This is a genomic window from Clostridium budayi, from assembly GCF_055396605.1.
Genome location: NZ_AP042456.1, coordinates 534,502 through 557,324, shown reverse-complemented (window position 1 = coordinate 557,324; position 22,823 = coordinate 534,502). Strand labels below are relative to the sequence as shown.

At 27.8% G+C, this 22,823-nt stretch carries 20 protein-coding genes, 1 pseudogene and 2 riboswitches; of the genes and pseudogenes, 12 read left to right on the top strand and 9 right to left on the bottom strand.

Going from position 1 to position 22,823, the window contains the following annotated elements:
• Positions 1-17 precede the first annotated feature (17 nt).
• From ACZ5TJ_RS02615 to ACZ5TJ_RS02595, 5 genes are all read right to left on the bottom strand, one after another.
• Positions 18-737 (bottom strand): hypothetical protein, encoded by a 720-nt coding sequence (locus ACZ5TJ_RS02615; RefSeq protein ID WP_464201100.1) that lies wholly within the window; start codon positions 735-737, stop codon positions 18-20.
• A gap of 24 nt (positions 738-761) precedes the next feature.
• Entirely contained in the window at positions 762-1,436 is a 675-nt protein-coding gene (locus ACZ5TJ_RS02610) for a BsaA family SipW-dependent biofilm matrix protein (RefSeq protein ID WP_464201098.1), read from the bottom strand.
• An 85-nt stretch (positions 1,437-1,521) separates the two neighbouring features.
• Positions 1,522-1,605: riboswitch (cyclic di-GMP riboswitch) on the bottom strand.
• Positions 1,606-1,649: 44 nt separating this feature from the next.
• A riboswitch (cyclic di-GMP riboswitch) is annotated at positions 1,650-1,733 on the bottom strand.
• Between the two features lie 130 nt (positions 1,734-1,863).
• Complete coding sequence (locus ACZ5TJ_RS02605) at positions 1,864-2,388, bottom strand: signal peptidase I (RefSeq protein ID WP_464201097.1); 525 nt, start codon at positions 2,386-2,388, stop codon at positions 1,864-1,866.
• Positions 2,389-3,002: 614 nt separating this feature from the next.
• Complete coding sequence (locus ACZ5TJ_RS02600) at positions 3,003-3,302, bottom strand: hypothetical protein (protein WP_464201095.1); 300 nt, start codon at positions 3,300-3,302, stop codon at positions 3,003-3,005.
• 163 nt (positions 3,303-3,465) lie between these two features.
• Positions 3,466-4,851, bottom strand: a complete 1,386-nt coding sequence (locus ACZ5TJ_RS02595) for a radical SAM protein (protein ID WP_464201094.1) — start codon at positions 4,849-4,851, stop codon at positions 3,466-3,468.
• 346 nt (positions 4,852-5,197) lie between these two features.
• Between ACZ5TJ_RS02595 and ACZ5TJ_RS02590 the strand changes: the two are divergent.
• From ACZ5TJ_RS02590 to ACZ5TJ_RS02550, 9 genes and pseudogenes are all read left to right on the top strand, one after another.
• Positions 5,198-7,009: pseudogene (locus ACZ5TJ_RS02590) on the top strand (glycosyl hydrolase family 18 protein); the annotation flags it as partial.
• A 6-nt stretch (positions 7,010-7,015) separates the two neighbouring features.
• On the top strand, positions 7,016-7,408 hold the full coding sequence (locus ACZ5TJ_RS02585) for an immunoglobulin-like domain-containing protein (protein ID WP_464202261.1): 393 nt from the start codon (positions 7,016-7,018) through the stop codon (positions 7,406-7,408).
• A gap of 271 nt (positions 7,409-7,679) precedes the next feature.
• The gene (locus ACZ5TJ_RS02580) at positions 7,680-8,342 is read left to right on the top strand and encodes a DUF969 domain-containing protein (protein WP_464202259.1); all 663 of its coding nucleotides are present in this window, start codon (positions 7,680-7,682) and stop codon (positions 8,340-8,342) included.
• A 24-nt stretch (positions 8,343-8,366) separates the two neighbouring features.
• A complete protein-coding gene (locus ACZ5TJ_RS02575; RefSeq protein WP_464201092.1) occupies positions 8,367-9,299 on the top strand; it encodes a DUF979 domain-containing protein in 933 nt (310 codons plus the stop codon).
• Between the two features lie 77 nt (positions 9,300-9,376).
• Complete coding sequence (gene pcp, locus ACZ5TJ_RS02570) at positions 9,377-10,018, top strand: pyroglutamyl-peptidase I (RefSeq protein WP_464201090.1); 642 nt, start codon at positions 9,377-9,379, stop codon at positions 10,016-10,018.
• Complete coding sequence (locus ACZ5TJ_RS02565; protein ID WP_464201088.1) at positions 10,012-10,416, top strand: gamma-glutamylcyclotransferase family protein; 405 nt, start codon at positions 10,012-10,014, stop codon at positions 10,414-10,416. Before pcp ends, ACZ5TJ_RS02565 begins: the two co-directional genes overlap by 7 nt.
• A 143-nt stretch (positions 10,417-10,559) precedes the next feature.
• A complete protein-coding gene (locus ACZ5TJ_RS02560) occupies positions 10,560-10,949 on the top strand; it encodes a YxeA family protein (RefSeq protein WP_464201086.1) in 390 nt (129 codons plus the stop codon).
• A 27-nt stretch (positions 10,950-10,976) separates the two neighbouring features.
• Complete coding sequence (locus ACZ5TJ_RS02555) at positions 10,977-11,474, top strand: DUF2975 domain-containing protein (protein WP_464201085.1); 498 nt, start codon at positions 10,977-10,979, stop codon at positions 11,472-11,474.
• 17 nt (positions 11,475-11,491) lie between these two features.
• On the top strand, positions 11,492-11,698 hold the full coding sequence (locus ACZ5TJ_RS02550; protein ID WP_464201084.1) for a helix-turn-helix domain-containing protein: 207 nt from the start codon (positions 11,492-11,494) through the stop codon (positions 11,696-11,698).
• Positions 11,699-11,763: 65 nt separating this feature from the next.
• Here the strand turns inward: ACZ5TJ_RS02550 and ACZ5TJ_RS02545 are convergent, their stop codons facing one another.
• The 3 genes from ACZ5TJ_RS02545 to ACZ5TJ_RS02535 form a co-directional block, all read right to left on the bottom strand.
• On the bottom strand, positions 11,764-12,753 hold the full coding sequence (locus ACZ5TJ_RS02545) for an FUSC family protein (protein ID WP_464201083.1): 990 nt from the start codon (positions 12,751-12,753) through the stop codon (positions 11,764-11,766).
• A 179-nt stretch (positions 12,754-12,932) separates the two neighbouring features.
• The gene (locus tag ACZ5TJ_RS02540) at positions 12,933-15,536 is read right to left on the bottom strand and encodes a hypothetical protein (protein WP_464201082.1); all 2,604 of its coding nucleotides are present in this window, start codon (positions 15,534-15,536) and stop codon (positions 12,933-12,935) included.
• A 23-nt stretch (positions 15,537-15,559) separates the two neighbouring features.
• The gene (locus ACZ5TJ_RS02535; RefSeq protein WP_464201081.1) at positions 15,560-17,623 is read right to left on the bottom strand and encodes an efflux RND transporter permease subunit; all 2,064 of its coding nucleotides are present in this window, start codon (positions 17,621-17,623) and stop codon (positions 15,560-15,562) included.
• 222 nt (positions 17,624-17,845) lie between these two features.
• On the opposite strand from ACZ5TJ_RS02535, the gene ACZ5TJ_RS02530 reads away from it, so the two are divergent.
• From ACZ5TJ_RS02530 to ACZ5TJ_RS02520, 3 genes are all read left to right on the top strand, one after another.
• Entirely contained in the window at positions 17,846-19,198 is a 1,353-nt protein-coding gene (locus ACZ5TJ_RS02530) for an MATE family efflux transporter (RefSeq protein WP_464201079.1), read from the top strand.
• Positions 19,199-19,260: 62 nt separating this feature from the next.
• Positions 19,261-19,914, top strand: coding sequence for an ABC transporter ATP-binding protein (locus ACZ5TJ_RS02525; protein ID WP_464201077.1), 654 nt, complete (start codon positions 19,261-19,263; stop codon positions 19,912-19,914).
• Positions 19,915-19,916: 2 nt separating this feature from the next.
• Positions 19,917-20,675, top strand: coding sequence for an ABC transporter permease (locus tag ACZ5TJ_RS02520; RefSeq protein WP_464201075.1), 759 nt, complete (start codon positions 19,917-19,919; stop codon positions 20,673-20,675).
• Positions 20,676-20,769: 94 nt separating this feature from the next.
• On the opposite strand, the gene asnB is transcribed toward ACZ5TJ_RS02520, so the two are convergent.
• Complete coding sequence (asnB, locus tag ACZ5TJ_RS02515) at positions 20,770-22,632, bottom strand: asparagine synthase (glutamine-hydrolyzing) (RefSeq protein WP_464201073.1); 1,863 nt, start codon at positions 22,630-22,632, stop codon at positions 20,770-20,772.
• Positions 22,633-22,823 lie beyond the last annotated feature (191 nt).

The window sequence follows — 22,823 nt, the reverse complement described above, 5'->3', positions numbered from 1 at the left end:
CAATTAATATTATTTAGCTATAAAGCCTTTTCTTTTCTAGAGTTTCTAACCTTAATTGCTAATAATATTATTCCTAAAATTATAAGTATAGCTCCAACTCCAAACATACCATTATACCCAGTTTTAGGAATTATAGCTTTTATTTTATTAAACCCATTTTGTAGTATATTATTATTTGTGGAGTCATTTATTGTATTTTTATTATCACTAGATATTATCTTTGAATTATCATTAGTACCTATAGCAGTAAAAACCCAATTAACATCTAATTTTTTATTTTTATATTTATTATCAGTTGCATTTCCATCAAGTATTGCTTTTGCTTCTAAGACCTTTCTTTCTCCTGGATTTACTACTCCAAGGTTTATATCTTTTCTTAGTCCATCTTCTCCACTAACACTTCCGTTATATATATTGTTTCCATTATAATTTACTACAAGATTTAAAACCTTTGCTAAATCAATTTTCTCCTTTTTCCCGACTCTTTCAGCTCTTAGAAATACGTTAAATGGTTCTTTTAGATGGTTTTCTATAGTAAGTGTTCCGCTTACAGAGTCACCTGGCATCATATTTTTGCCCTGTAAAAATTTATCACTATTATCTTTAGTGTAAATAAAATGTATCCTATCTCCATCTAATGTAATATTATAGGATGGCAATTCTTTTGCCATCCCATTAGTTGATATTCCTAAAAGAAGTGAAATTAATATTACAAAGATTTTTAATACTTTTTTCATAATATCACTCCTAAACACATCTAATTATTTAGTTGTTGTATTTTGTTCAGTTTTACCTTGCATTTGTAATGATTTTAATTTAGCTATTACATTTGATGGAGCATCTTTCCATGTTTGTTCTACTGCATCATTTGATGCTTGGACTGATTCCGCTGTTACATCAACTGTAAATCCGTTTCCTAATACTGATTTTTCAGTATCACTTGCTAATGTAACTGAATCTAATAATCTGGCTGTTTTATCTCCAGTTTGTCCTTTTGGTTGTACTGATGCAATATAATAATAGTAATCCCCTGCTTTAAACCATTTATTATTTTCCATATTTTCTGATGTATTGACACAATTTAAAATTATATCGTCTTTATCTGTTGAATTTAAATCTACATTTATTTTACCATTTGAATCAACCCAATTTGGATCTAATTTAACTCTTATAAATTGTGGATAATTTGCTGTACTATCTACTTGAACATCTTTATTTACTGTATCTCCAGGAATCATATTTTTTGCTTGCTCTGGTTTAAAATCTTCTACTATATCTATTCCAGCATCTCCGCCTTTATCTTCATTACCTTGACCAATTGTACTAAATGAGTTTTTAACAGTTTCCTTTGAAGTAAAGTATGCTAATGATCCTACCGCTAATGACGCTACTACCGCTACTGCTGCTATAACACTTATTATTTTTTTCTTTTTCATATGTATCCTCTCCCTTTGTATTTTTTTCAAAATATAGATATTTCTGTAAGTGTTTTGCCTAAAAAATAGGCTAAGCTTTACAAATAAGTATATTAGCCGGTTGCACTACTAGCTCCACATACCCCAAGTGCCCATATACAGGATATATTTCAATGCTTCTATTATTTAATTATTTTTCACATAAAAAAAGACTAATTACTTATTACTAGAATAAAAATAATTAGCCGGTTGCACTACTAGCTCCACATATCCCAAGTGCCCATATACAGAATATGTTTCATAGCTTCTATCAAATTTTTATGACTGTTTTCACGTAAATAATACCATTTTTATATTTTTTTATCAATAAAGTTCAAAAATTATTAAATATTTGTTTTCATTTTATACATTTTTATATGCTTTTCGACAAAAAGGAACAAAAAGCCTATTAAGACTTCTTTGTTCCTTTTTTCTTATCTAATACAAAAGATATTCCGAAAATAGCTAATATAATGATTATTATAACTACTAAATTCTTTTGTATAAATTGTGATACTTCCCCTAAATAAGGTATATGGAACATTACCTTTCCAATTACCTGACTTCTTTCTATAGCTACTGGATCTACTGTATTATTGTTATCCCCTTTAGTTATAAATTCTTTTCCTCCATTTATAACTTGCTTAACTCTATGAGTAACAATTATGTTGTTAGCTTCTTTACCTTGAAATGTTATTACATCTCCAGCCTTTATGTCTTGATCCGTACCATTCTTTACTATAACTAGGCTACCAGGATTTATATTAGGCTTCATACTTCCAGTTAAAATATAATAACTACTATATCCTAATATACTAGGATGTTTTCCTTCCTTGCTTCCAGTAATGCTAATTGCACAAACTGCTATTACAGCAATTATAAATAAATAAAATATACAATTCCCAATAACACTACTAATTTTTCTTTTCTTCATAAATATACCTCTTTTTCATTTGTATCTAAATTTATTATAAAATACTTCATAATATAGTCTATATAAATAATATATTTTATGTCAACGTATTTACAATTTATTAAAAATATATAAACGAAAAGCAGTCTAGTATTTCCCTTATACTAAACTGCTCTATAATCATATTATTCTTTTACCCATAAACCCACGCGATTCCCTTTAACCTCATCGCGAAAAAACTCTCATAAAATACTTTAATACTTTGCTGCTTCTTGCCCCCACAAGTAATGCAACATTAAACCTTTAATCTCATAATTGAAATATCTCATAATGAGATGTACCCTAACTTAATATGCTTGCTATAAAAAACTATCATTAGATAGTACATTAAACTTCTCTCTCCCTAAACTTCCTCCTTTGTTAAATTTTATTAATTTAGAAATTCCTCATAAGGAATATTTAATTGAGTGTTGCTACATTTAAAATCATATACTATATAGTTCATAATTTCAATATATTTTTAACACTTTATTTACAAATTGTCATAAAATATTACTTTAGTACCATATTTGTACTTTTTTATTACACCTTTTTTATTTAAATATGAATAAAATAAAAAAGCCCCTTAGGACTTTTTATTCTTCTACTTTTGCATTCTTAAGTCTATCTCTACATATTTCTCTATCTTCATCATTAAATAAATCTTTATATTTATTGCTTAATATTAAACTCTCTAATGATATATCTTCTCTTCCACATTTCATTAGTACATCTAATCCATCTTCCTTTATATCTTCTCTTATAAGCTCTTTTGCTGTTAATAATGCACCTTTATTATTTATTTTTTGAAGAATGTTAGTAAGTTTACAGTTACATTCTAAGTCCGCTTCTCTGTATATCTCTATCATATCCCTATATAATTCCATACTACTCATGATATAGTACCTCCTCTTTATAATAGTAGTTTTATTAATATACTATTAAGTATACATTATTAATTAACATCTTCAATATTAATATTGAAAAGTAATTTATTATATTAATAGAAGAACCATCTACTATTTTAGATGGTTCTTCTATTAATCCTTTTATTTAGTTTTAGCCTCTTGAGAAATCATAATTTCCTGTTCCGTTGAATTCTTCTTTAAATTCCTTTTCTGCATATTTACTAAATTCATTAGCAAGATTATCTAATTTATCCATGAATTCTTTATCTGTCACCATTAGTTCAGCACTTGGATGTGTAGCTTTTGCACCAGTAACCTTTACTATTTCTCTTATTTGCTCTGGATTATCTATCATAGGACAAGGCATTAATAAATTCTTATTATATGGTTGTCTCTTTCTTAATTCTTTAAAGTAAGCACTTTGGAAAACTTCTGCAAGTGGTTTACCTTTTACATTATCAGTAGCAAAATGAGAGAAAATACATGGTTCAACATCTTCTTTAGAGTTTATATGGCAGTAGTATTTTCCTGCAATACATCCTCCAACGTAAGGTGCATCATTAAAGAAATCTATTGGGAATATCTTTTTATTCATTCTAATTTCTCTAGTTCTTTTCCCAAGTTTTAATCTTTGTTCTGGAGTTAACATAAGTTCCATATCTTTTATAGGTTCATCACCAACTGGCATAAACATAAAGTACCATATCATTCTAGCACCTTTTTCTACTAACATATCGATATATTTATCTGAAGTTACAATATCAATATTATTTCTAGCAGTTGCTGAAGAAACTCCAAATGGTATTCCTTTTTCTCTTAAAAGATCCATTCCTTTCATAACTGAGTCAAATACGCCTTCTCCTCTTCTACCTTCTGTTTGTTCTTTAAAACCTTCAAGTGAGAACATTGGCATAACATTTCCAAGTTCAGCTAATCTATTTGCAAGTTTTTCATCAAATAAAGTACCATTTGTAAATGGTGTGAAATACATATCATTGTATTTTTCATATATGTCAAGCATTGATTCATTAAAGAAAGGTTCTCCACCTAAAACTACTATGTAGTATATCCCTAAATCTCTTGCTTCTTTTATTAATCTATCTACTTCTTCAAATTGAATATCATCTTTTTTACTATAGTTTGCAGCATAGCATCCAGTACATCTTAAGTTGCATCTCATTGATGGACTTATTAAAATTGTATATGGTATTTTAGTATCTAATTTTTTTCCCATTTTTTCTCTCTTTGGTATTCCATACCACATTGAGTTTCCAACAAAGTTTGCAAAGAATTTTGTTAAACAATTCTTATTTGTAGTTTTAAGTATATCTTGAATAAAATCATGTACTACTGGTATTTCATTGTAGTATCTTTCTACTTCATCTATTCCTTCTTTAGAAAATTCATCTCTTATGCCTTTTCTAATAATACTAAATATCTTGTCCACATTATTTTCAGGATCTTTTTCTAATATTTGTACTCCAGCCTTTATTATTGCTTCTTTTGTTCCTTTTGTTATGGTATCCTTGATTCCCATTACAATTCACCTCTTTATAAAATAAATTTATCCAGAGGGAGTTTTGCCTCCTGCTGAACTTAATATAAATTAATATTTTCATACTGTGGCGCCAACTATTTTAAGTCTATGCCCCTAAGAAAATATTGTCAATATGTTAACAAAATTGTTAATATTATATTCATTCCTTCTTAATATGGCAATTAACTCCCCATATTTCTTTAAAAAATTTTTATTCTCACTAAATTTGTCGTTAATTTTTTTCATTAAAATTTAATATTTTTACTAAAACCCATTGTAAATATTTACCACAAGTTATATTATAAAAGAGAGTACTAAAATTTAATATTTAAGGAGGGTCCTAAAAATGAAAAAAGGCAAACTAAAAAAGGTTTTATCTTCTCTTTTAGTGACAGCCGTAGCATTTTCAACATTCACATCTCCAGTTTCTGCGAAAACCATTACTCAAGAAAAGAAAGTAGAAGTTTCAAAAGAAAAACAGCTTGAGAGAAAAGTTGTTGGGTACTTCCCTGAATGGGCTTATAAAAGTGAAGCCCAAGGGTATTTCGATGTAGGTGATCTTCAGTGGGACTATCTAACTCATATTCAATATTCATTTGCAATGGTTGATCCAGCTACAAATAAAATAGCATTTGGTGATAAACATGCTGCAATTGAAGAGGACTTTAAAGACATTAATATAACACACAAAGGAAAACCTTTAGAATTAGATAAAAACCTCCCTTATAAAGGACATTTCAATTTATTACAAACTATGAAAAAACAATATCCTGACGTAGATTTACTTATATCAGTTGGTGGTTGGGCTGGCTCTAGAGGCTTTTACACTATGTTAGATACTGATGAAGGAATCGAAACCTTTGCAAATTCATGTGTTGATTTCATTAGACAATATGGTTTTGATGGGGTCGATATAGACTTTGAATATCCATCCTCTACTTCACAAAGTGGAAATCCTGACGATTTTGATGTTTCAGAACCTAGAAGAAAAACAATCAATGAAAGATATAATTTAATGATGAAAACTTTAAGAGAAAAATTAGATAAAGCTTCTGCTGAAGATAACAAACCTTATTTATTAACAGCTGCAGTAACTGCATCTTCATGGGTACTTGGTGGCGTTTCTTCAAATGAATATGCAAAATATCTAGATTTCTTAAGTGTTATGTCTTATGATTTCCATGGTGGATGGAATGAATTTGTTGAAAACTTAGCTAACATTTACCCAGACCCTGCAGATAAAGAAACTGCCAATATGTTAATGCCTGTACTTTGTATGGACTGGGCATATAGATATTATCGCGGAGTTCTTCCTCCTGAAAAAATAATTATGGGAATCCCATACTATACTAGAGGCTGGGAAAACGTTCAAGGTGGAACAAATGGACTTCATGGTACAAGTAAAACACCAGCCTCAGGAAAATACAACATATGGGGTGATGACCTAAATGGAGACGGTAACCTAGAACCTGCCGGCGCTAACCCATTATGGCATGTTTTAAACTTATTAGAAAAAGATCCTAACTTAAAAGTACATTGGGATGACGTAGGTAAAGTTCCTTATGTATGGCAAGATAATGAAAAGGTATTCCTATCATTTGAAAATGAACAATCAATCGATGCAAGAATCAATTATATAAAAGAAAAGAACCTAGGTGGAGCTTTAATTTGGGTAATGAATGGTGATTATGGAGAAAATCCAAACTATGTAAAAGGCTCAACTAATGTTAATGAAGGAAAATATACTTTCGGTAATACTTTAACTAAAAGATTAAAAGAAGGCCTAGATAAAATAGGTTTATGTACAGAAACTAATGAAGATTTAAAAGATATTCCTGAAATCGGTGTTGAGGCTAATTTCTCTGGAGTATATGATCATCCAAACTACACTTATAGCCTAAAATTAACTAATCATACTAATACTAAAATAGACGGTGGTTGGAAAGTTTCCTTCGACCTTCCAAAGTCTGCTATATATAAATCTTCATGGGGTGGTACTTCATCATTAAAGGACAATGGAGATTTTACTACTGTAACTTTAACTGGTGGAGCTTGGCAAAGCATTGATCCTGGAGCAACAATTGAAGTCCAAGGTATGATTGGACTTTGCTTCTCTGGTGTTAGAAATCTTACATTTAATGGTGCAAAGCCTGTAGGTAAAAATATATCAAATGTTCCAGAAAAAGAAGCTCCTGTTATCTCCGGAGTTAAAGATGTTAATTTAAAGATTAATGATAAGTTTAACCCATTAGATGGTATAACTGCTTCTGATAAAACTGATGGTGATTTAACAAGTAAAATAAAAGTAACTGGTACTGTTGATACTTCAAAAGCTGGAACTTATAAACTAACTTATGAAGTTTCAAATAGCAAAGGAGTTAAAACTACTAAAACTTGTACAGTAACAGTAGGCTCTCCTACTCAAACTGATACCTACGATCCAAGTAAAATATATACATCTGGAGACAAAGTTATATATCATGGAAAACAGTATCTTTGTAAATGGTGGGTACAAGGGCAAGCACCAGGAACTACTGAAGCTTGGCAAGCATTATAAATTACTAATTTAACATGAATATAAAAATGTGGCTAATTTAGCCACATTTTTTTCTTTTAACTAACTCTCCAACTAATCTTTAACTATTAATCCTCGTCCATTTATTACTATATTTTTCTTATTTTATGTCGATATTATTAAAAATATGTTGAAATTGTGAACAAAATAGTATATTATTTTAAAAAAGGTATAAATTAATTAAAATATTCTGAAAATTATTTTTAATTAATTATCCTTTATATTACGGATATGGGAGTGAGTATGGTTAATGATTAAACTAATAGGAATATTAATTGTAATACTTGGGTTTGTTTTTAAGATTGAAACTCTATTTACAGTTTTAGTTGCTGGACTAGCTACTGGCTTAGTCGCTGGTATGGATTTAAATGAAATATTAACAGTTCTTGGACAATCATTTGTAGCTAACAGAGCTGTTTCTCTATTTATATTAACTCTACCTGTTATAGGTCTTTTAGAGAGATATGGCCTAAGACAAAGAGCAATATTTTTAGTAAAAAAATTAGGGAAACTTACAACTGGTGGTGTTTTAAGTGCCTATACTTTAATTAGACAAATTACAGGTGCCCTTTCAATCAGAATAAGTGGACATCCTCAATTTGTTAGACCGCTAGTTAATCCAATGGCTCAAGCGGCAGCTACTAATAAATACGAAAAAATAGATGAGGAAGATGAAGAAAAGATAAAAGCTTTATCAGCAGCCTCTGAAAACTATGGTAATTTCTTTGGACAAAATCTTTTTGCCGGTAGTTCAGGTGTACTTTTAATTTCAAGTACTCTTACTGAATTTGGCTATAACGTTACAGCGTTAGATGTAGCAAAAGCTAGTATAGTAATGGCTGTAATAGCCTTTTTAATTTCAGTACTTCAAAACTATTTATATGATAAAAAGATGGCTAAAAAATATCAGAAATAGTTTTAAAAAGATTGGAGGTATTATATGCAAAACTTTATAAATATATCGCTAGAAATTTTCTATGTAATTATGGGGTTACTTATGCTTGTAATAGCATATAAATCATTTACAACAATAGATTCAAATAAAAGATATTTTACAGCTGCCTTCTGGGCACTTATTTCTCTACCATTTATTTTTGGTAAAGTTTTACCTTCTAATGTAGTTGGTGGAATATTAGTATTATCAAGTTTATTAACTCTTTCAAAACAAGTTGTTTTTGCAAAATATGATATGGCTAGTGAAGAAGACGGTGAAAAAGCTTCTAAAAAGATCAAAAATAAGATTTTCGTTCCTTCATTAGTATTAGCATTTGCAGCAGTTTTAGTTGCTATGGTTCTTACAAACTTTAAAAATTCATCACAATTTGCTATAGGGGTTGGTGCCATAGCTGCAATAATAACTGCCTTTATTATAACTAAAGCTAAACCAAAAGAAGCTGTAAACGATGGTGCAAGACTTCTTCATCAGATGGGACCAACAAGTATGCTTCCTCAATTATTAGTTGCACTTGGAGCATTATTTACACAAGCTGGTGTTGGAGAAGTCATATCTAAATATATATCAGGTGTTGTACCAGCAGATAATAGATTCTTTGGTGTAGTTGCATACGTTCTTGGAATGGCATTATTTACAATGGTTATGGGAAATGGATTTGCAGCCTTTTCAGTAATTACAGCTGGAATTGGAGTTCCTTTTGTACTTGCACAAGGAGCTAATCCTGTAATAGTTGGTGCACTTGCACTTACTGCTGGATATTGTGGAACACTTTTAACACCAATGGCAGCAAACTTTAATATAGTACCATCAGCATTACTTGAATGTAAAAATCAATATGACGTAATAAAATATCAAGCACCTACTGCTATTATCTTATTAGTAGTTCATGTATTTGCTATGTACTTCTTAGCATTTTAATAAATTGTTTTTATAATAATAGTTTTTATGAAACATATAGGGAGTAAAATTTAAAGAAAACTTAGGAGGAATGTACAATGAAAATATTATTAACAGGTTTCGATCCGTTTGGTGGAGAAAAAATTAATCCAGCACAAGAAGCTGTGAATAAAGTTTCAAATAACATAAATGGCGCTGAAGTTATAAAGCTTATAATTCCAACTGTTTATGAAAAATCTCTTCAAGCTATTGATGAAGCTATAAAAAAGCATAATCCTGACATTGTTATTTCCATAGGACAAGCAGGTGGAAGATTTGATATAACTCCAGAAAGAGTTGCTATTAATATAAATGATTTTAGAATTAAAGATAATGAAGGTAATCAACCAGTTGATGAACCTATAAGAGAAGATGGAAAAGCTGCATACTTCTCAAACTTACCTGTAAAAGGTATTGTTAAACACTTAAATGAAAATGGTATTCCAAGTACCCTTTCAAATACTGCCGGAACTTTTGTTTGTAATCATGTAATGTACGGTGTTCTATATATGATAGATAAAAAATATCCACATATGAAAAGCGGATTTATCCACATTCCATATGAAACATCACAAGTTATAAATAAAAAGAATACTCCATTTATGTCATTAGATCAAATAGTTAAAGGAATCGAGTTATCTATAGAAGCTTGTACTATATATAATGAAGATATCAAGGCAATTGGTGGAGAAATATGCTAATAGAAAAAGTATTTGTTTATGGAAGTCTTAGAAGTGGAATGTTTAACTATGACAAATTACTTCAAGGCAAAGTTAAAGAATTTAAAACTGGTACTATAAAAGGAGAACTATTCCATATTGAAAATAAAGGCTATCCTGCTGTTATTGATGGAAATGAAAATATAGTTGGTGAGCTTATGGATTTAAAGAACTTTAATAGTACATTAGAGAATCTAGATGAACTTGAAAATTATAAACCTAATGACAATAATTCAGAGTACTTAAGAGAAATTGTAGAGGTTTCTTTAGACGATGGCTCTAAAGAAAAAGCTTATTTTTATAAATACAATAATAAATCAATTAATAATAAAGATGATATTCTTACAAAAGTTAATACAGGCGATTGGCTAAAAAGATAAAAAAGCATAGGGCTTCCCTATGCTTTTTATTTTTATAATTATTCTTTTCCAATTCATTATTATCGAAAAACAATAATTTTTTATTGAATTACGTTTTGCTGTATGATAATATATCAATATCATAAATATAGGAGTTGATATTCTTGAAAAAGAAAAATAAAATTATATGTAGTATATTATGTATTTTTTTAGTAGCCTTTATTAGCTTAATAGTCATAGCAAAAATTAATCCTTCACTTATGGAGAGATTTGGGACTTCTGAATACTTTGTTCAAATAAATACTGATGGTAAACTAGAACCCAATAGAGATCTTTGGCCTTATTATTATGAAGCAACTGCTTATAATAAAGATGGTGATGAAACAAAGGTAAGATTCTATGCAGAAAAGAATTTAAGAAAAGGTGCTTACCTTAGCCTAGCTGTTTTAGGTGATAAAGATAATAATGATATTCATGATATTAGACTTTATGAGGAAGTAAATCCTAATAAGATTCCTAGTATAGCAAAAGATGCTTTAGATTCTAAACATTAATCTTATTATTTTTAAAAGGAGCTTGTTATGAAATTTTATAGTAAAAACATGTCTAAAACATTAGATATTATTTTAAATGTAATAATTGTATTGGGCCTTATAATTACGGCTAAAATATATTATTCTATTTTTGTAGAAGCTAAAGATAATTCTACTCTCTCTAATACACAAACTATTATAATGATAGTAATCTTAACAATTGGTATAATATCTACGTTCTTAATAGTTTTTGATTTGAAAAAGATTCTTAAAACTATTATAAAAAGTAATCCTTTTGTATTGAGTAATGTAAAATCATTATATAAAATATCAGTAGAGTGCTTTATAGTAACAGGTTGTTATTTAGCAAATATTCTTTTTAATTTTAAAAATCATATTTATAAATTTATCTATGTAGATAGCAATTTTATTCATACTGATACTGAACCTATTATTTTCTTTCTAGCTGGAATTTTTATATTAATTTTAGCTGCTGTTTTTAAAGAAGCTATTAAATATAAGGAAGAAAATGATTATACAATATAACGAAAGGGAGATGTTAGATGTCAATAGTAATAAATTTAGATGTAATGATGGCTAAGAGGAAAATTTCCCTTCAAGATTTAGCTGAAAAAGTTGGGATAACTAATGCGAATCTTTCTATATTAAAAAATAATAAGGCTAAAGCTATTCGTTTCTCAACATTAGAAGCTATATGTAAAGAACTTGATTGTCAACCAGGTGATATTCTAGAATATATAAATGATTAAATTATAAAAACTGCTTCAATATATACTAAAAAGTATTTATTAAGCAGTTTTTTTATTATAAGTTATTAATGAATTTGTTCTTTATGTGTATTCTCATATATTTTACATATAGGTCCATTTACTAATACTGCAATTACAATCCCAATTATTACAAAGAATATTCTCATAGGAACTGATATTGAAGTATCAAATAAGATCATAGCTGCTGCTAATGAATTTAATGTTACAAATATCATTTGAATTTTATATGGCTTTATAAATGAATAAATATATCCAATAACTAAAAGTACAATAGAATCTAAAGATTTTGGAATTAAGAAATTAAATAATATTATAAATATTATTGCTCCAATCACTGTTCCAACTAATCTCTGTCCAATCTTCTCTTTTATATCATTATAATATGGCTGAGTTAATGACAATACTGTTGATGTAATCCACATACCTTTAGTAAAATCAAATATAGTTCCTATAAAAATAGCAATAGTTATTCCAATTGCCATTCTAAGAGAAAAATTAGTTTGAAGTGAATGTATATCAATATTTGATAACATATCTTTTATTGTTCTTCTATCCTCTTCCTCTGCTTTTCTATGTGTTAAATAATAAATAATTGCAACTAATGCTCCACCTATAAAAAGGCTTATAACTCTTGTAGGTAGTTCACTATCAGTTGCTGGACTTCCTTGCAAAAATACATAACAAAGAATAAATGGTAAATATAGCTTTTTCTTCATATCAATAGAAAATATATATGTCATTAAAAATACTAATATAAAGTCTATTACTATTCCTATATAAGGATGATATTTTATAAAATAAGATGTTATCCCCATAGCTGAAAAAAATACAATTATACCTAAAATAGCATCTTTAAATTCTAAACTTAAATTCATTGAACTAAACATTAATATTGCGGTTATAATAACTACACCTATTAATGTATTATCGGATCCAAAAATACTAGAAAATATTGATATAAATATTATTATTGCTATCAATAATATTAATTTACCTATCAGTACCTTGGCATTTATCTCTTGTTCACTTTCCATATTACTTCCTTCTTCCTATATAGTTCTCAATACTACCATTTATATCATAAAATAAATACAATTTTTTAAAGTTTCTTATAACAATATATAAAGATAACTTAATACTTATATAAACAAAAAATCGGATATTAAGTATACTATATACTTAGTATCCGATATTATATTAACTCTTATTTATTTTATCCGAATATTTTGCTAAAGACTTCTTTTATCCAATTAATAAATCCACCTTTTTCTTCTTCCTCTACACTTTCTTTTGTTTCTTCTTTAGCTTTCAGTTCATCTGTTTTCATTATAAACTTAACTGAACCATTCATCTTTTCATCTTTACCTGTAAATGTATCATATTCTTTTGACATTTTTACAAGTTCATCTTTAGCAGCTAATAGTTTATCTACTTCTTCTTTTCCCTTTTCTCCAGTATCATAAAGTTTATTGATACCTTCTTTATTGAACTCTTTCATTCCGTCATTAAGCTCAGTACTTCCTTTTGCTAAAGCATCAACTCCAGCTTCAAGTGTTGGAAGTGCCTTTACAAGTTCTCTTGCACGATTTATATTATTCTCTTCTAAAGCGCCTTTTGTTATTCTTAAAATGTCTTCACCGTCTTTTAAATCTTGTTGCATTGAAAGTAATTGTTCGCCTAATTTCTTTATTTGATTTATATCTTTTGAATCTCCACTTTGAGATATGACTTTATTCAAATCATTTATAAGTTTATCGCTATTTTTTAAGTCTTTAGAGAATGTATTTAGCTTTTCAACTAAATCAGGATTTCCCTTTAATCCTTCTGCCATTTTATTTATAGCTTCAATATTTGATTTATTATTTTCTATATCTTTTTGTATTTCATTTATACTATCTTTTAGTGTCATTAATTCATTTATATCTTTTTCACTTAAGCTTAAGAATCCTTCTGCTAGTCCATTAATAGTATTTTTATTTTGTTCGTTATTTAATCCACTATATACTTTAGCTATTTTTTCTGCTTCTCCATTTTTAGATAATACACTTGTTGTAGCTTTAATTATTGGTTCAAGTCCTTTTAATCCTTTAATATCATTCATAAGTGAATTAAACTTTTCACCATTTTTACTTATCTTATTTACATCACTTGCTATGCTACCTTGAGTAAAGTCTTTTTCACTAAAGCTATTTACTATATTTTTAAGGGCTGCCCCATTACTTCCGTATACTTCATCTATGCTCTTATTAATATTAGCCTTACTTTCATTTAGAGATGTTCCATTTTTCATATCACTTGCTATAATACCCTTCATTATTAAGTAGCTTGATCCATATACTGAAACATCATTTTTCATTCCATTTATTTCATTTAAATTTTCATTACTTAATATTGATGTAGTTTTATTAAGATTTGCATTTAATCCTTTTATGAAATTGCTACCCTTTTCTTCCATGCTTCCACCAGGTGCACTATTTATTCCACTTTTTATAACATTATCTACTGGAGTAAAATCACCTTTTAAACTAATCATTCCTCTAACTAAACTTTGCATACTTGTAAGATTATTTTTATTTAAAGTATTCATTAAAGTTTCTAATTTTTTAAGTGTAGCATCATCTATCTTATCGTATTTTCCTTTTAAACTTGAAACATCATTTAATAATTTGTTGAAATTATTATCATTTGCTAAGCCTTTAAATACATTTACAGAGCTTTCTATTAGTTCTTTATGCTCCATTATTCCTTGTCCATCTTTTATTAGTTTATTTGCTTCATTTATATTTTCGTCTGTTAATAGTGATAATATTTCTTTTAGCTTTGCTGTATCTAAATCTTTTGCAAAATAAGCATCTTCAATCAATTTGTTTGCCATTTTCACCTTTTGATCTGATGATAATAAACTCATAGCTTCTTTTAAATTATTATTAAATGCTGCTTTTCCTTGATCAAGCTTTCCTTTAGCTTCATTTATCCCGCTTGATAAAAGATTTGTACCATCTAGTAATTTACTAGATGCATCTTTTAAATCACCTAATGCATCCATAACTTTATCTAATGAATCACTCTTTTCTAATTTATCTAAATCTGGCATTTGTGATGTTGCTGTAATCATTACTGGTCCTAATTCAAAATTTTCTACGTTTCCTTCAATTACAAGTTTTTCTTCTAGGTCTAAATCTAATGTATTATCTTTTAAGTTAAGACTTTCCTTTAAACCTGGAACTGATGCAAATGCTACTATATTATTATTTCCTTCTGATATTATTTCTCCACTATTTACTTTTATATCTTTAAATTTACCCACAGGAAGTGTTACTACTGAAGCTGTTATTATTGGTGTATATATTTTTCTTTTTTCTCCATTAATATCTACTTCTTTAGAACTTTTATTTTTTAGTTCCATCTCAATTTTAAACTTTCCTGATTTACCTATTAAATCTTCACCTTTTATTTCTTTATCATCTAAATAATATTTGATATTAACATCTATAGGAAGTTCTTTATTAGTTTCTCCTTTATAATATAAGTCACTCCCTTTTATATTCCATTTAAGATTTTCTCCATCCTTAGCTGGATCTTCATCACCTTTTATATTTTCTATATTGTTTAAAGATGATTTATCATTTATATTTAAATCTCCTTCATCTGTATGAACCCAGTTAGTTACTGTTTCTTTTGTAACTTTACCTTCTGAATTTAAATTTACATATACAGATTCGTCTTTATTTATTTCACTAGCACTTGCAATTGTTGTTCCTAACATACTTCCAATTAAAACAAAAGCTACTACTTTTTTAGACATTGGTTTATACATTATACTTCACCTCTCCTTTAAATCTAGTTAACTTTCCACTTTATTGATGTCTTGTTTATTAGGCCTTCTAAAACTAGTAAAAATGATGGCAATATTAAAAGTATAACTGCCATACTTATTATTGCTCCCCTTGATATTAAGAAACATAAACTTTTTATAAGAGCCATATCAGAAACTAATGCTACTGCACCTGTTGCTCCGAAGAATGTAAGCCCTGATGTAACAATTGATTTTGCTGATTCTTCTACAGCTATCAAAATTGCTTCATGCTTTTCATGTCCATTTCTAAGTTCTTCCCTAAATCTTGATGTTAGAAGTATTGCATAATCTACTGTAGCTCCAAGTTGAATTGTTCCAATTACTATACTTGCTATAAATGGTATTGTTGTTCCTGTAAAATATGGTATTCCCATATTTATAAATATAGCGAACTCTATAGCTGAAACTAATAAAACCGGTATTGATATTGATTTAAATACTACTAATATAATTAAGAATATTGCTATTATTGAATATAGAGAAACCATCTTAAAATCTCTATCTGATGTTGTTATTAAGTCTTTAGTTAAGGCTCCTTCCCCTGCAACTACTCCATTTTGGTCATATTCTTTAATAATCTCGTTTATACTATCAATTTGATTATTCTCTTCATCAGTTGCTGCTTTATACTGTGAGTTTGCAAGAATTAAATTATATCCGCCACTTTTAAAAATATTTCTTATATTTTCTGGTATAAATTCTTCTGGAATTGCAGGTCCTAGTATCTTGTCATAACCTATAACATTTGTTATTCCATCTATTTTTTCAATTCTTTCTTCCATTTCTTTTGCCTTATATGGTTTTATATCATCTTTTACTAATATAAAATGTGTTGTCATCATATTAAATTTATCTTTAAGCTTATTTGTTGCTACAATTGATGGCATATCTTTAGGTAATGTTTTATCTAAGTTATAGTAAACTTTTGTATGATTTGAACCGTATATTGCTGGTATTAAAAGAATGAAGAATATTGCTATTATTACTTTGTAATGAGTTGTTACTACTTTTGATAACTTATTAAAGTTTGGAATAATTGTTTTATGCTTAAATGTATGAATTAATTTATCAAAGGTTAATATTAATGCTGGTAATACTGTAACTGCTGTAATAACTCCAATAATAACTCCTTTGGCCATTACGATACCAATATCTGTTCCAAGAGTTAAATCCATTGCACAAAGTGCTAAAAATCCAGCAATTGTTGTAAGTGATGATCCTGATATGGATAACATTGTACTAGAAATTGCTTGCGCCATTGCATCTTCTTTTTCCTCATGCTTAAGTAATTCTTCATCATACCTATGCATCAAAAAAATTGAATAATCCATAGTAACGCCAAGCTGTAAGACTGCGGCTAATGCTTTTGTAATATATGAAATCTCTCCTAAGAAAATATTTGTACCCATATTAAATAGAATTCCAATTCCTATAGAAATTAAGAATATTACAGGTACTGCTGTAGATTCCATAGTTAATATTAAAATAATAAGAGATATAAATACTGCTAAAGCAACATAAAACGGAGCTTCTTTATCTGCTAGATTTTTTGTATCTTCCATTATTGCAGACATACCACTTAAAAAACATTGTTTGTTCATTATAGTTTTTATCTCTCCAATTGCCTTTAACGTACTTTCATCTGCTGTTGAACCTTTATACTTTATAATTAACATTGTTGAGTCGCCACTAAAAAGTTGATTTTTAATAGCATCTGGTAAAATATCTTTTGGAATAGATATATCTAATGCATCATCTATCCAAATGGCATCATCTACTCCATTTACTTTTTTAATTTTTTCTTTTATATCTACAATATCCTTACTTTTCATACCATCTATAATTAAAAGACCTGTTGCAGCATCTGAATATACATCCTCTAGTATATTTTGCCCTTTAACAGACTCTAATTCTTGTGGTAAATAACTTAAAATATCATAGTTTATTCTTGTATTTATAAATCCAAATATTGATGGTACTAAAAGTATAACTGTTATTATTAATACAATCTTGTTGTGTTTAGATATCCACTTACTAAACTTTTTCATCTCTACAATCCTCCCTCCTAATAATAAATAATACTAACCTTACTAAAATTTTATGACTAAAAGTCATTTTTGTCACTAAAAATTCTTCGACTTTTTACCCCATTTTTCGCTATGTTATAAAAGATAGTTTTATTAATAAATTTTGAATAAATTATTGCTAATTTATTAATCAGAAAGTTATAATATAGTTTGTTTTGAATATTTTGGAGGTGAATGTATTAAATGAAAAATGGATTAGATTTAACAGAGGGTAATATTATAAAAAAATTAATTGCACTATCACTCCCAATAATGGGAACATCTTTTATTCAAATGGCCTATAATATGATTGATATGATTTGGGTTGGAAGAATTGGAAGCTCTGCTGTTGCTTCTGTCGGTACAGCTGGATTTTTCACATGGTTTGCCATGGCATTTGTAATAATCTCTAAGATGGGTGCAGAAATAAAAGTTTCTCAAAGTATTGGTAGAAAAGATTATAAAGCTGCTAAAAATTATGTTAATGCAGCAATTCAAATAAATATAGCTTTATCTATTATTTATTCTTTAGTTATGTTACTTTTCAATGGTCCACTTATTGGATTTTTTAACTTAGGTGATACAGAAGTTATTAATATGGCAAAAACTTATTTAATAGCTATAGTTTTTGGACTACCATTTTATTTTATTAACCCTGTATTTACTGCTATATTTAATGGATCTGGAAATAGTAAAACTCCTTTTTACATAAATACATGTGGTCTTATTGTTAATATAATATTAGACCCATTATTAATTTTAGGAATAGGATCTTTTAAAGGTCTTGGAGTACTTGGTGCAGCTATTGCTACTGTCATTGCACAAATAGTTGTTTCATCATTGTTTTTATTTGCTATTTTAAAAAGTGAATATTCTTTCTTAAAGGTAAACATATTCAAAGATTTTAACATAAAGTATATTAAAACTATATGCAAAATTGGTATTCCTTCAGCTTGTCACAGTGGTTTATTTACTATATTCTCTATGATACTTGGTAGAATTATAGCAGTTTTCGGTCCTGTTCCTATAGCCGTTCAAAAGGTTGGTTCTCAAATAGAATCTATTTCTTGGATGACAACAGAGGGACTCGCTGTAGCTTTAGGTGCTTTTGTTGGACAAAACTTTGGTGCAAAGAAATATGAAAGAATAACAAAAGGCTATAAAGCAATTCTTGGACTTGCTTTATTTGTAGGGGTAATAGCTTCTATATTACTTATATTCTTTGGAGATCATGTATTCTCTATTTTTATTCCTGAACAAGAAGCAATAATTCAAGGAACTTCTTACCTTAAAATACTTGGATATTCTCAAATATTTATGTGTATAGAAATAACTACAGCAGGAGTATTTAATGGACTTTCAAAAACTTATATACCTTCTATTATAAGTATTGCCTTAACTGGTGCTAGAGTTCCTTTAGCTTATATTTTATCTAAACCTGATGTTTTAGGAATAGATGGTGTATGGTGGGCTGTTAGTATAACTAGCATATTAAAAGGAATTCTTATATTATTAGTATTACTTAGCTCTTATAGGGCTAAAAAGCTATTTAAGTAGCTTAATCTTATTTCTTATTTAATTAAACCTTAAGTATAATTATCTTATGGGGGTGATATAACTTGAGTATATTAAAATTAGATAATGTTAGCTATAAACTAGATAATACAGATATTTTAAAGAATATTAATTTAGAAATATTTAAAGGTGATTGTATATCATTAATTGGACCTTCAGGAAGTGGTAAAAGTACTTTGCTTAAACTTTGCTCTTCCTTAGTTTCACCAACAAGTGGTAATATATTTTTTGATTCAAAGGACTTTTATGATTATGATTTGATTATGCTTAGACGTGAAATAAGCTATTGTATTCAAATGCCTATTTTATTTGGTGATACAGTTTTAGATAATTTAAAATTTCCATTTGAAATTCGTAAAAAAGATTTTGATGAGAATAGGGTTATTTCTTTATTAGATGAATTTAATCTTTCTAAAGATTATTTATATAAAGACATAACTAATCTTTCTGGTGGAGAAAAACAAAGGATTTCTTTAATTCGTAATTTAATATTTACACCAAAGATTCTTCTATTAGACGAAGCAACTTCGGCTCTAGATCCTAAGAATTCTGAATTAGTAGAAAATATTATTAAAAGTTTAAATTTAAAAGGTGTTACTGTGCTTTGGGTTACTCATAATCTTAATCAAAGTAACAGAATATTTAATAAGAGATTAACCGTATCTCTTGGTGAAATTATAAAAGAGGAGGCTTTATAATTATGAGTATATTTTCTTTAATAATAGCCTCATTTCTTTTAATAATACCAATTGCAATTTCTTATAAACAGAAATTACATCTAGAAAAAGAACTTATAATAAGTATGTTAAGAGCAATTATTCAATTAGTTGCAGTTGGTTATATTTTAGAATGGGTATTTAATGTTAGAAATTCTATATTAACTACAGTTTTAGTTCTTATTATGATCTTTAATGCTGCCTTTAACACTAAAAAAAGAGGTGAAGGAATTAAAAATGTAGTATTAATATCATTTATTTCATTAATTATAGGTGCATTTATAACTTTATTTGTTTTAGTGCTTTCAGGTGCAATATCATATACGCCAAACGATATAATACCTATTGCAGGAATGATTGTCTCTAATTCAATGATAGCGATAGGACTTAGTTATACAAATTTACGTACAAGCTTTAAAACAAGACGTAGTGAAGTTGAAGTTAAACTTTCTTTAGGTGCTGATATAAATGTTGCATCTAAAGACATTGTTAGGGAAAGTATTAAAATGGCTATAATCCCTTCCCTTGATTCAGCTAAAACTCTTGGTATTGTATCATTACCTGGAATGATGACAGGTCTTATACTTGCTGGATCTTCTCCATTAACTGCAATTAAATTTCAAATAATGGTTACTTTTATGATTTTATCATCAGCTTCAATTTCAACTTTAATTGCAACTTACTTTTCATACAAAGATTTCTTTAATGATAGAAAGCAATTAAAAGAAAGACCTACAGCTTAAACTTTATATCTATAATTTGATATATAAAATAATTATCCTTAAAACAAAAAGACCTAAATAAATTTAGGTCTTTTATTATTTAATATTACTTTTTTTAAACTTCAAAAATAAAATCTTTATCTAAAGTTTTATCAACATATAATCTATACCATAAGATATATACTATCATGCTCCATATCTTTCTTGAGTAATCATATACTCCCTCTTTATGTTTTTTTAGCATGGATAGTATCTCATTTTTATTTATTTCCTTTACTGGATTTTTATCTATTATATTATAAGCCCAGTCATAAAGCTCATTTTTAAGCCATACTCTTATTGGAACTGGATATCCAAGCTTTTTCTTATCATATAAATAATCTGGCAATTCATCTTTAAATGCTTCTCTAAGCATAAATTTTGTTGTAAATCCTTTAATCTTATCTTCTTTCTTTAATGTTGAAGCTAATTTAAATACTTCTTTATCAACAAAAGGAACTCTAATTTCTAAAGAATTTGCCATAGACATCCTATCTGCCTTAGTTAAAATATCTCCAACAAGCCAAGTATTTATATCTATATACTGTCTTTTTATTACATTATCAAACTTATTAACATCTTTAAATAAATTCTCTGTAAGCTGTAGGTCATTTCTTGATTTATCATATCCATAAAATACTTTGGCTTTTTCATTCTTATTGAATATATTTGCATTACCTACATATCTTTTTTCTAAAGGAGTTGTTCCTCTTATAATGAAACTTTTACCTTTAACTGTATCTGGGATTGTTGATGCCATTCCTCTTAATGCACTTTTTATACATTTTGGAATGTATTTAAACATCTTTAAAGATTCATCCTCTGTATAAATATTGTATCCTCCAAAGGATTCATCTGAGCCTTCTCCAGATAATATTACCTTATATTTATTACTTACTTCCTTACATATATGATATAAAGGTATTATTGAAGGATCTCCAATTGGGCTATCCATATGATATATTATTTTAGGTAATTCCCTTACATAATCTTTATAATTAAGTTTTATACTTACATTTTTAATTCCTATATCTTTAGCAAACTTTTTAGCAAGCTCTGTTTCATCATATCCATCTATATCAAACCCAATTGTATAAGATACTATATTAGGATTTATATCACTTGCAATTTTAGTTATTATAGATGAATCTATTCCACTTGATAAGAAAGTTGCAACAGGTACATCACTTTCTAAATGCATTTTTACAGAATCTTTAATAACCTTTTTTATATTTTTCTTTAATTCTTCTTTATCATGCTCTTTTTCATTAAATGTTACATCAAAATACCTATATATTTTCTCAGTATTATTAAGTTTCTTTTCAATTGTATGTCCTGGTGGTAACATCTTAATTTCTTCAAAAATACTATCATTTGAAGGTATGTACTGGAATGTAGCATATTCACCTAGTAGATTATTTCTGTATGTTAAGTTAGAATATATTTCTTTTAAAGCTTTAAGCTCTGATGCAAAATATAATCCTCCATCTATATTCATATAATATAATGGCTTAATTCCAAAGTAATCTCTAAAAGCTGTTATCTTTTCATTTTCTTTATCATATATAACTATAGCAAACATTCCTCTAAGTTTATTTACAAGTTCACTTCCCATCTTGTCATATAAAGATGCTATAACTTCTATTTCAGAATTAGTTTTAAATTCATATCCATCTTTAATAAGTTCTTCTCTAAGTTCTTTATAATTATAAATCTCACCATTAAAAACTATTGTATATTTATCTTTATAATTAAATGGTTGTGCTCCATTTTCTATATCTATAATACTTAATCTATTAAAAATAAATAGAGCATTTTCATGAATTATTTCTTTAGTATCATTAGGTCCTCTATGTACTATTTCTTTTGCACCCTTTCTACAAGCACAAATATCCGACTCCTCTATTGATTTCTTAAATAATTGTAAAAATCCACACATTTTCTCTTTTATCCCCTTTTTGCCTATTAATTCTAGAAAATAATTACATAATCAAAATCAATATTATTCTTTACAAATATAACAAAATTTATTACATTTTGATTAAATTTGTAATTTGATCTATTTAAATAAAAAGTATTTTTTGTCATTACTATATATTTTGTTTAACCTATATTTTTTTATTCAAAAAA

What these genes read in the sequence shown, in the direction of transcription:
- pcp (WP_464201090.1), top strand. Translation starts at nt 9,377, where the DNA reads ATGAAAATATTATTAACAGGTTTCGATCCGTTTGGTGGAGAAAAAATT.
- ACZ5TJ_RS02600 (WP_464201095.1), bottom strand. Translation starts at nt 3,302, where the DNA reads ATGAGTAGTATGGAATTATATAGGGATATGATAGAGATATACAGAGAA.
- ACZ5TJ_RS02520 (WP_464201075.1), top strand. Translation starts at nt 19,917, where the DNA reads ATGAGTATATTTTCTTTAATAATAGCCTCATTTCTTTTAATAATACCA.
- ACZ5TJ_RS02530 (WP_464201079.1), top strand. Translation starts at nt 17,846, where the DNA reads ATGAAAAATGGATTAGATTTAACAGAGGGTAATATTATAAAAAAATTA.
- ACZ5TJ_RS02565 (WP_464201088.1), top strand. Translation starts at nt 10,012, where the DNA reads ATGCTAATAGAAAAAGTATTTGTTTATGGAAGTCTTAGAAGTGGAATG.
- ACZ5TJ_RS02540 (WP_464201082.1), bottom strand. Translation starts at nt 15,536, where the DNA reads ATGTATAAACCAATGTCTAAAAAAGTAGTAGCTTTTGTTTTAATTGGA.
- ACZ5TJ_RS02535 (WP_464201081.1), bottom strand. Translation starts at nt 17,623, where the DNA reads ATGAAAAAGTTTAGTAAGTGGATATCTAAACACAACAAGATTGTATTA.
- ACZ5TJ_RS02610 (WP_464201098.1), bottom strand. Translation starts at nt 1,436, where the DNA reads ATGAAAAAGAAAAAAATAATAAGTGTTATAGCAGCAGTAGCGGTAGTA.
- ACZ5TJ_RS02550 (WP_464201084.1), top strand. Translation starts at nt 11,492, where the DNA reads ATGTCAATAGTAATAAATTTAGATGTAATGATGGCTAAGAGGAAAATT.
- ACZ5TJ_RS02575 (WP_464201092.1), top strand. Translation starts at nt 8,367, where the DNA reads ATGCAAAACTTTATAAATATATCGCTAGAAATTTTCTATGTAATTATG.
- asnB (WP_464201073.1), bottom strand. Translation starts at nt 22,632, where the DNA reads ATGTGTGGATTTTTACAATTATTTAAGAAATCAATAGAGGAGTCGGAT.
- ACZ5TJ_RS02595 (WP_464201094.1), bottom strand. Translation starts at nt 4,851, where the DNA reads ATGGGAATCAAGGATACCATAACAAAAGGAACAAAAGAAGCAATAATA.
- ACZ5TJ_RS02545 (WP_464201083.1), bottom strand. Translation starts at nt 12,753, where the DNA reads ATGGAAAGTGAACAAGAGATAAATGCCAAGGTACTGATAGGTAAATTA.
- ACZ5TJ_RS02605 (WP_464201097.1), bottom strand. Translation starts at nt 2,388, where the DNA reads ATGAAGAAAAGAAAAATTAGTAGTGTTATTGGGAATTGTATATTTTAT.
- ACZ5TJ_RS02555 (WP_464201085.1), top strand. Translation starts at nt 10,977, where the DNA reads ATGAAATTTTATAGTAAAAACATGTCTAAAACATTAGATATTATTTTA.
- ACZ5TJ_RS02615 (WP_464201100.1), bottom strand. Translation starts at nt 737, where the DNA reads ATGAAAAAAGTATTAAAAATCTTTGTAATATTAATTTCACTTCTTTTA.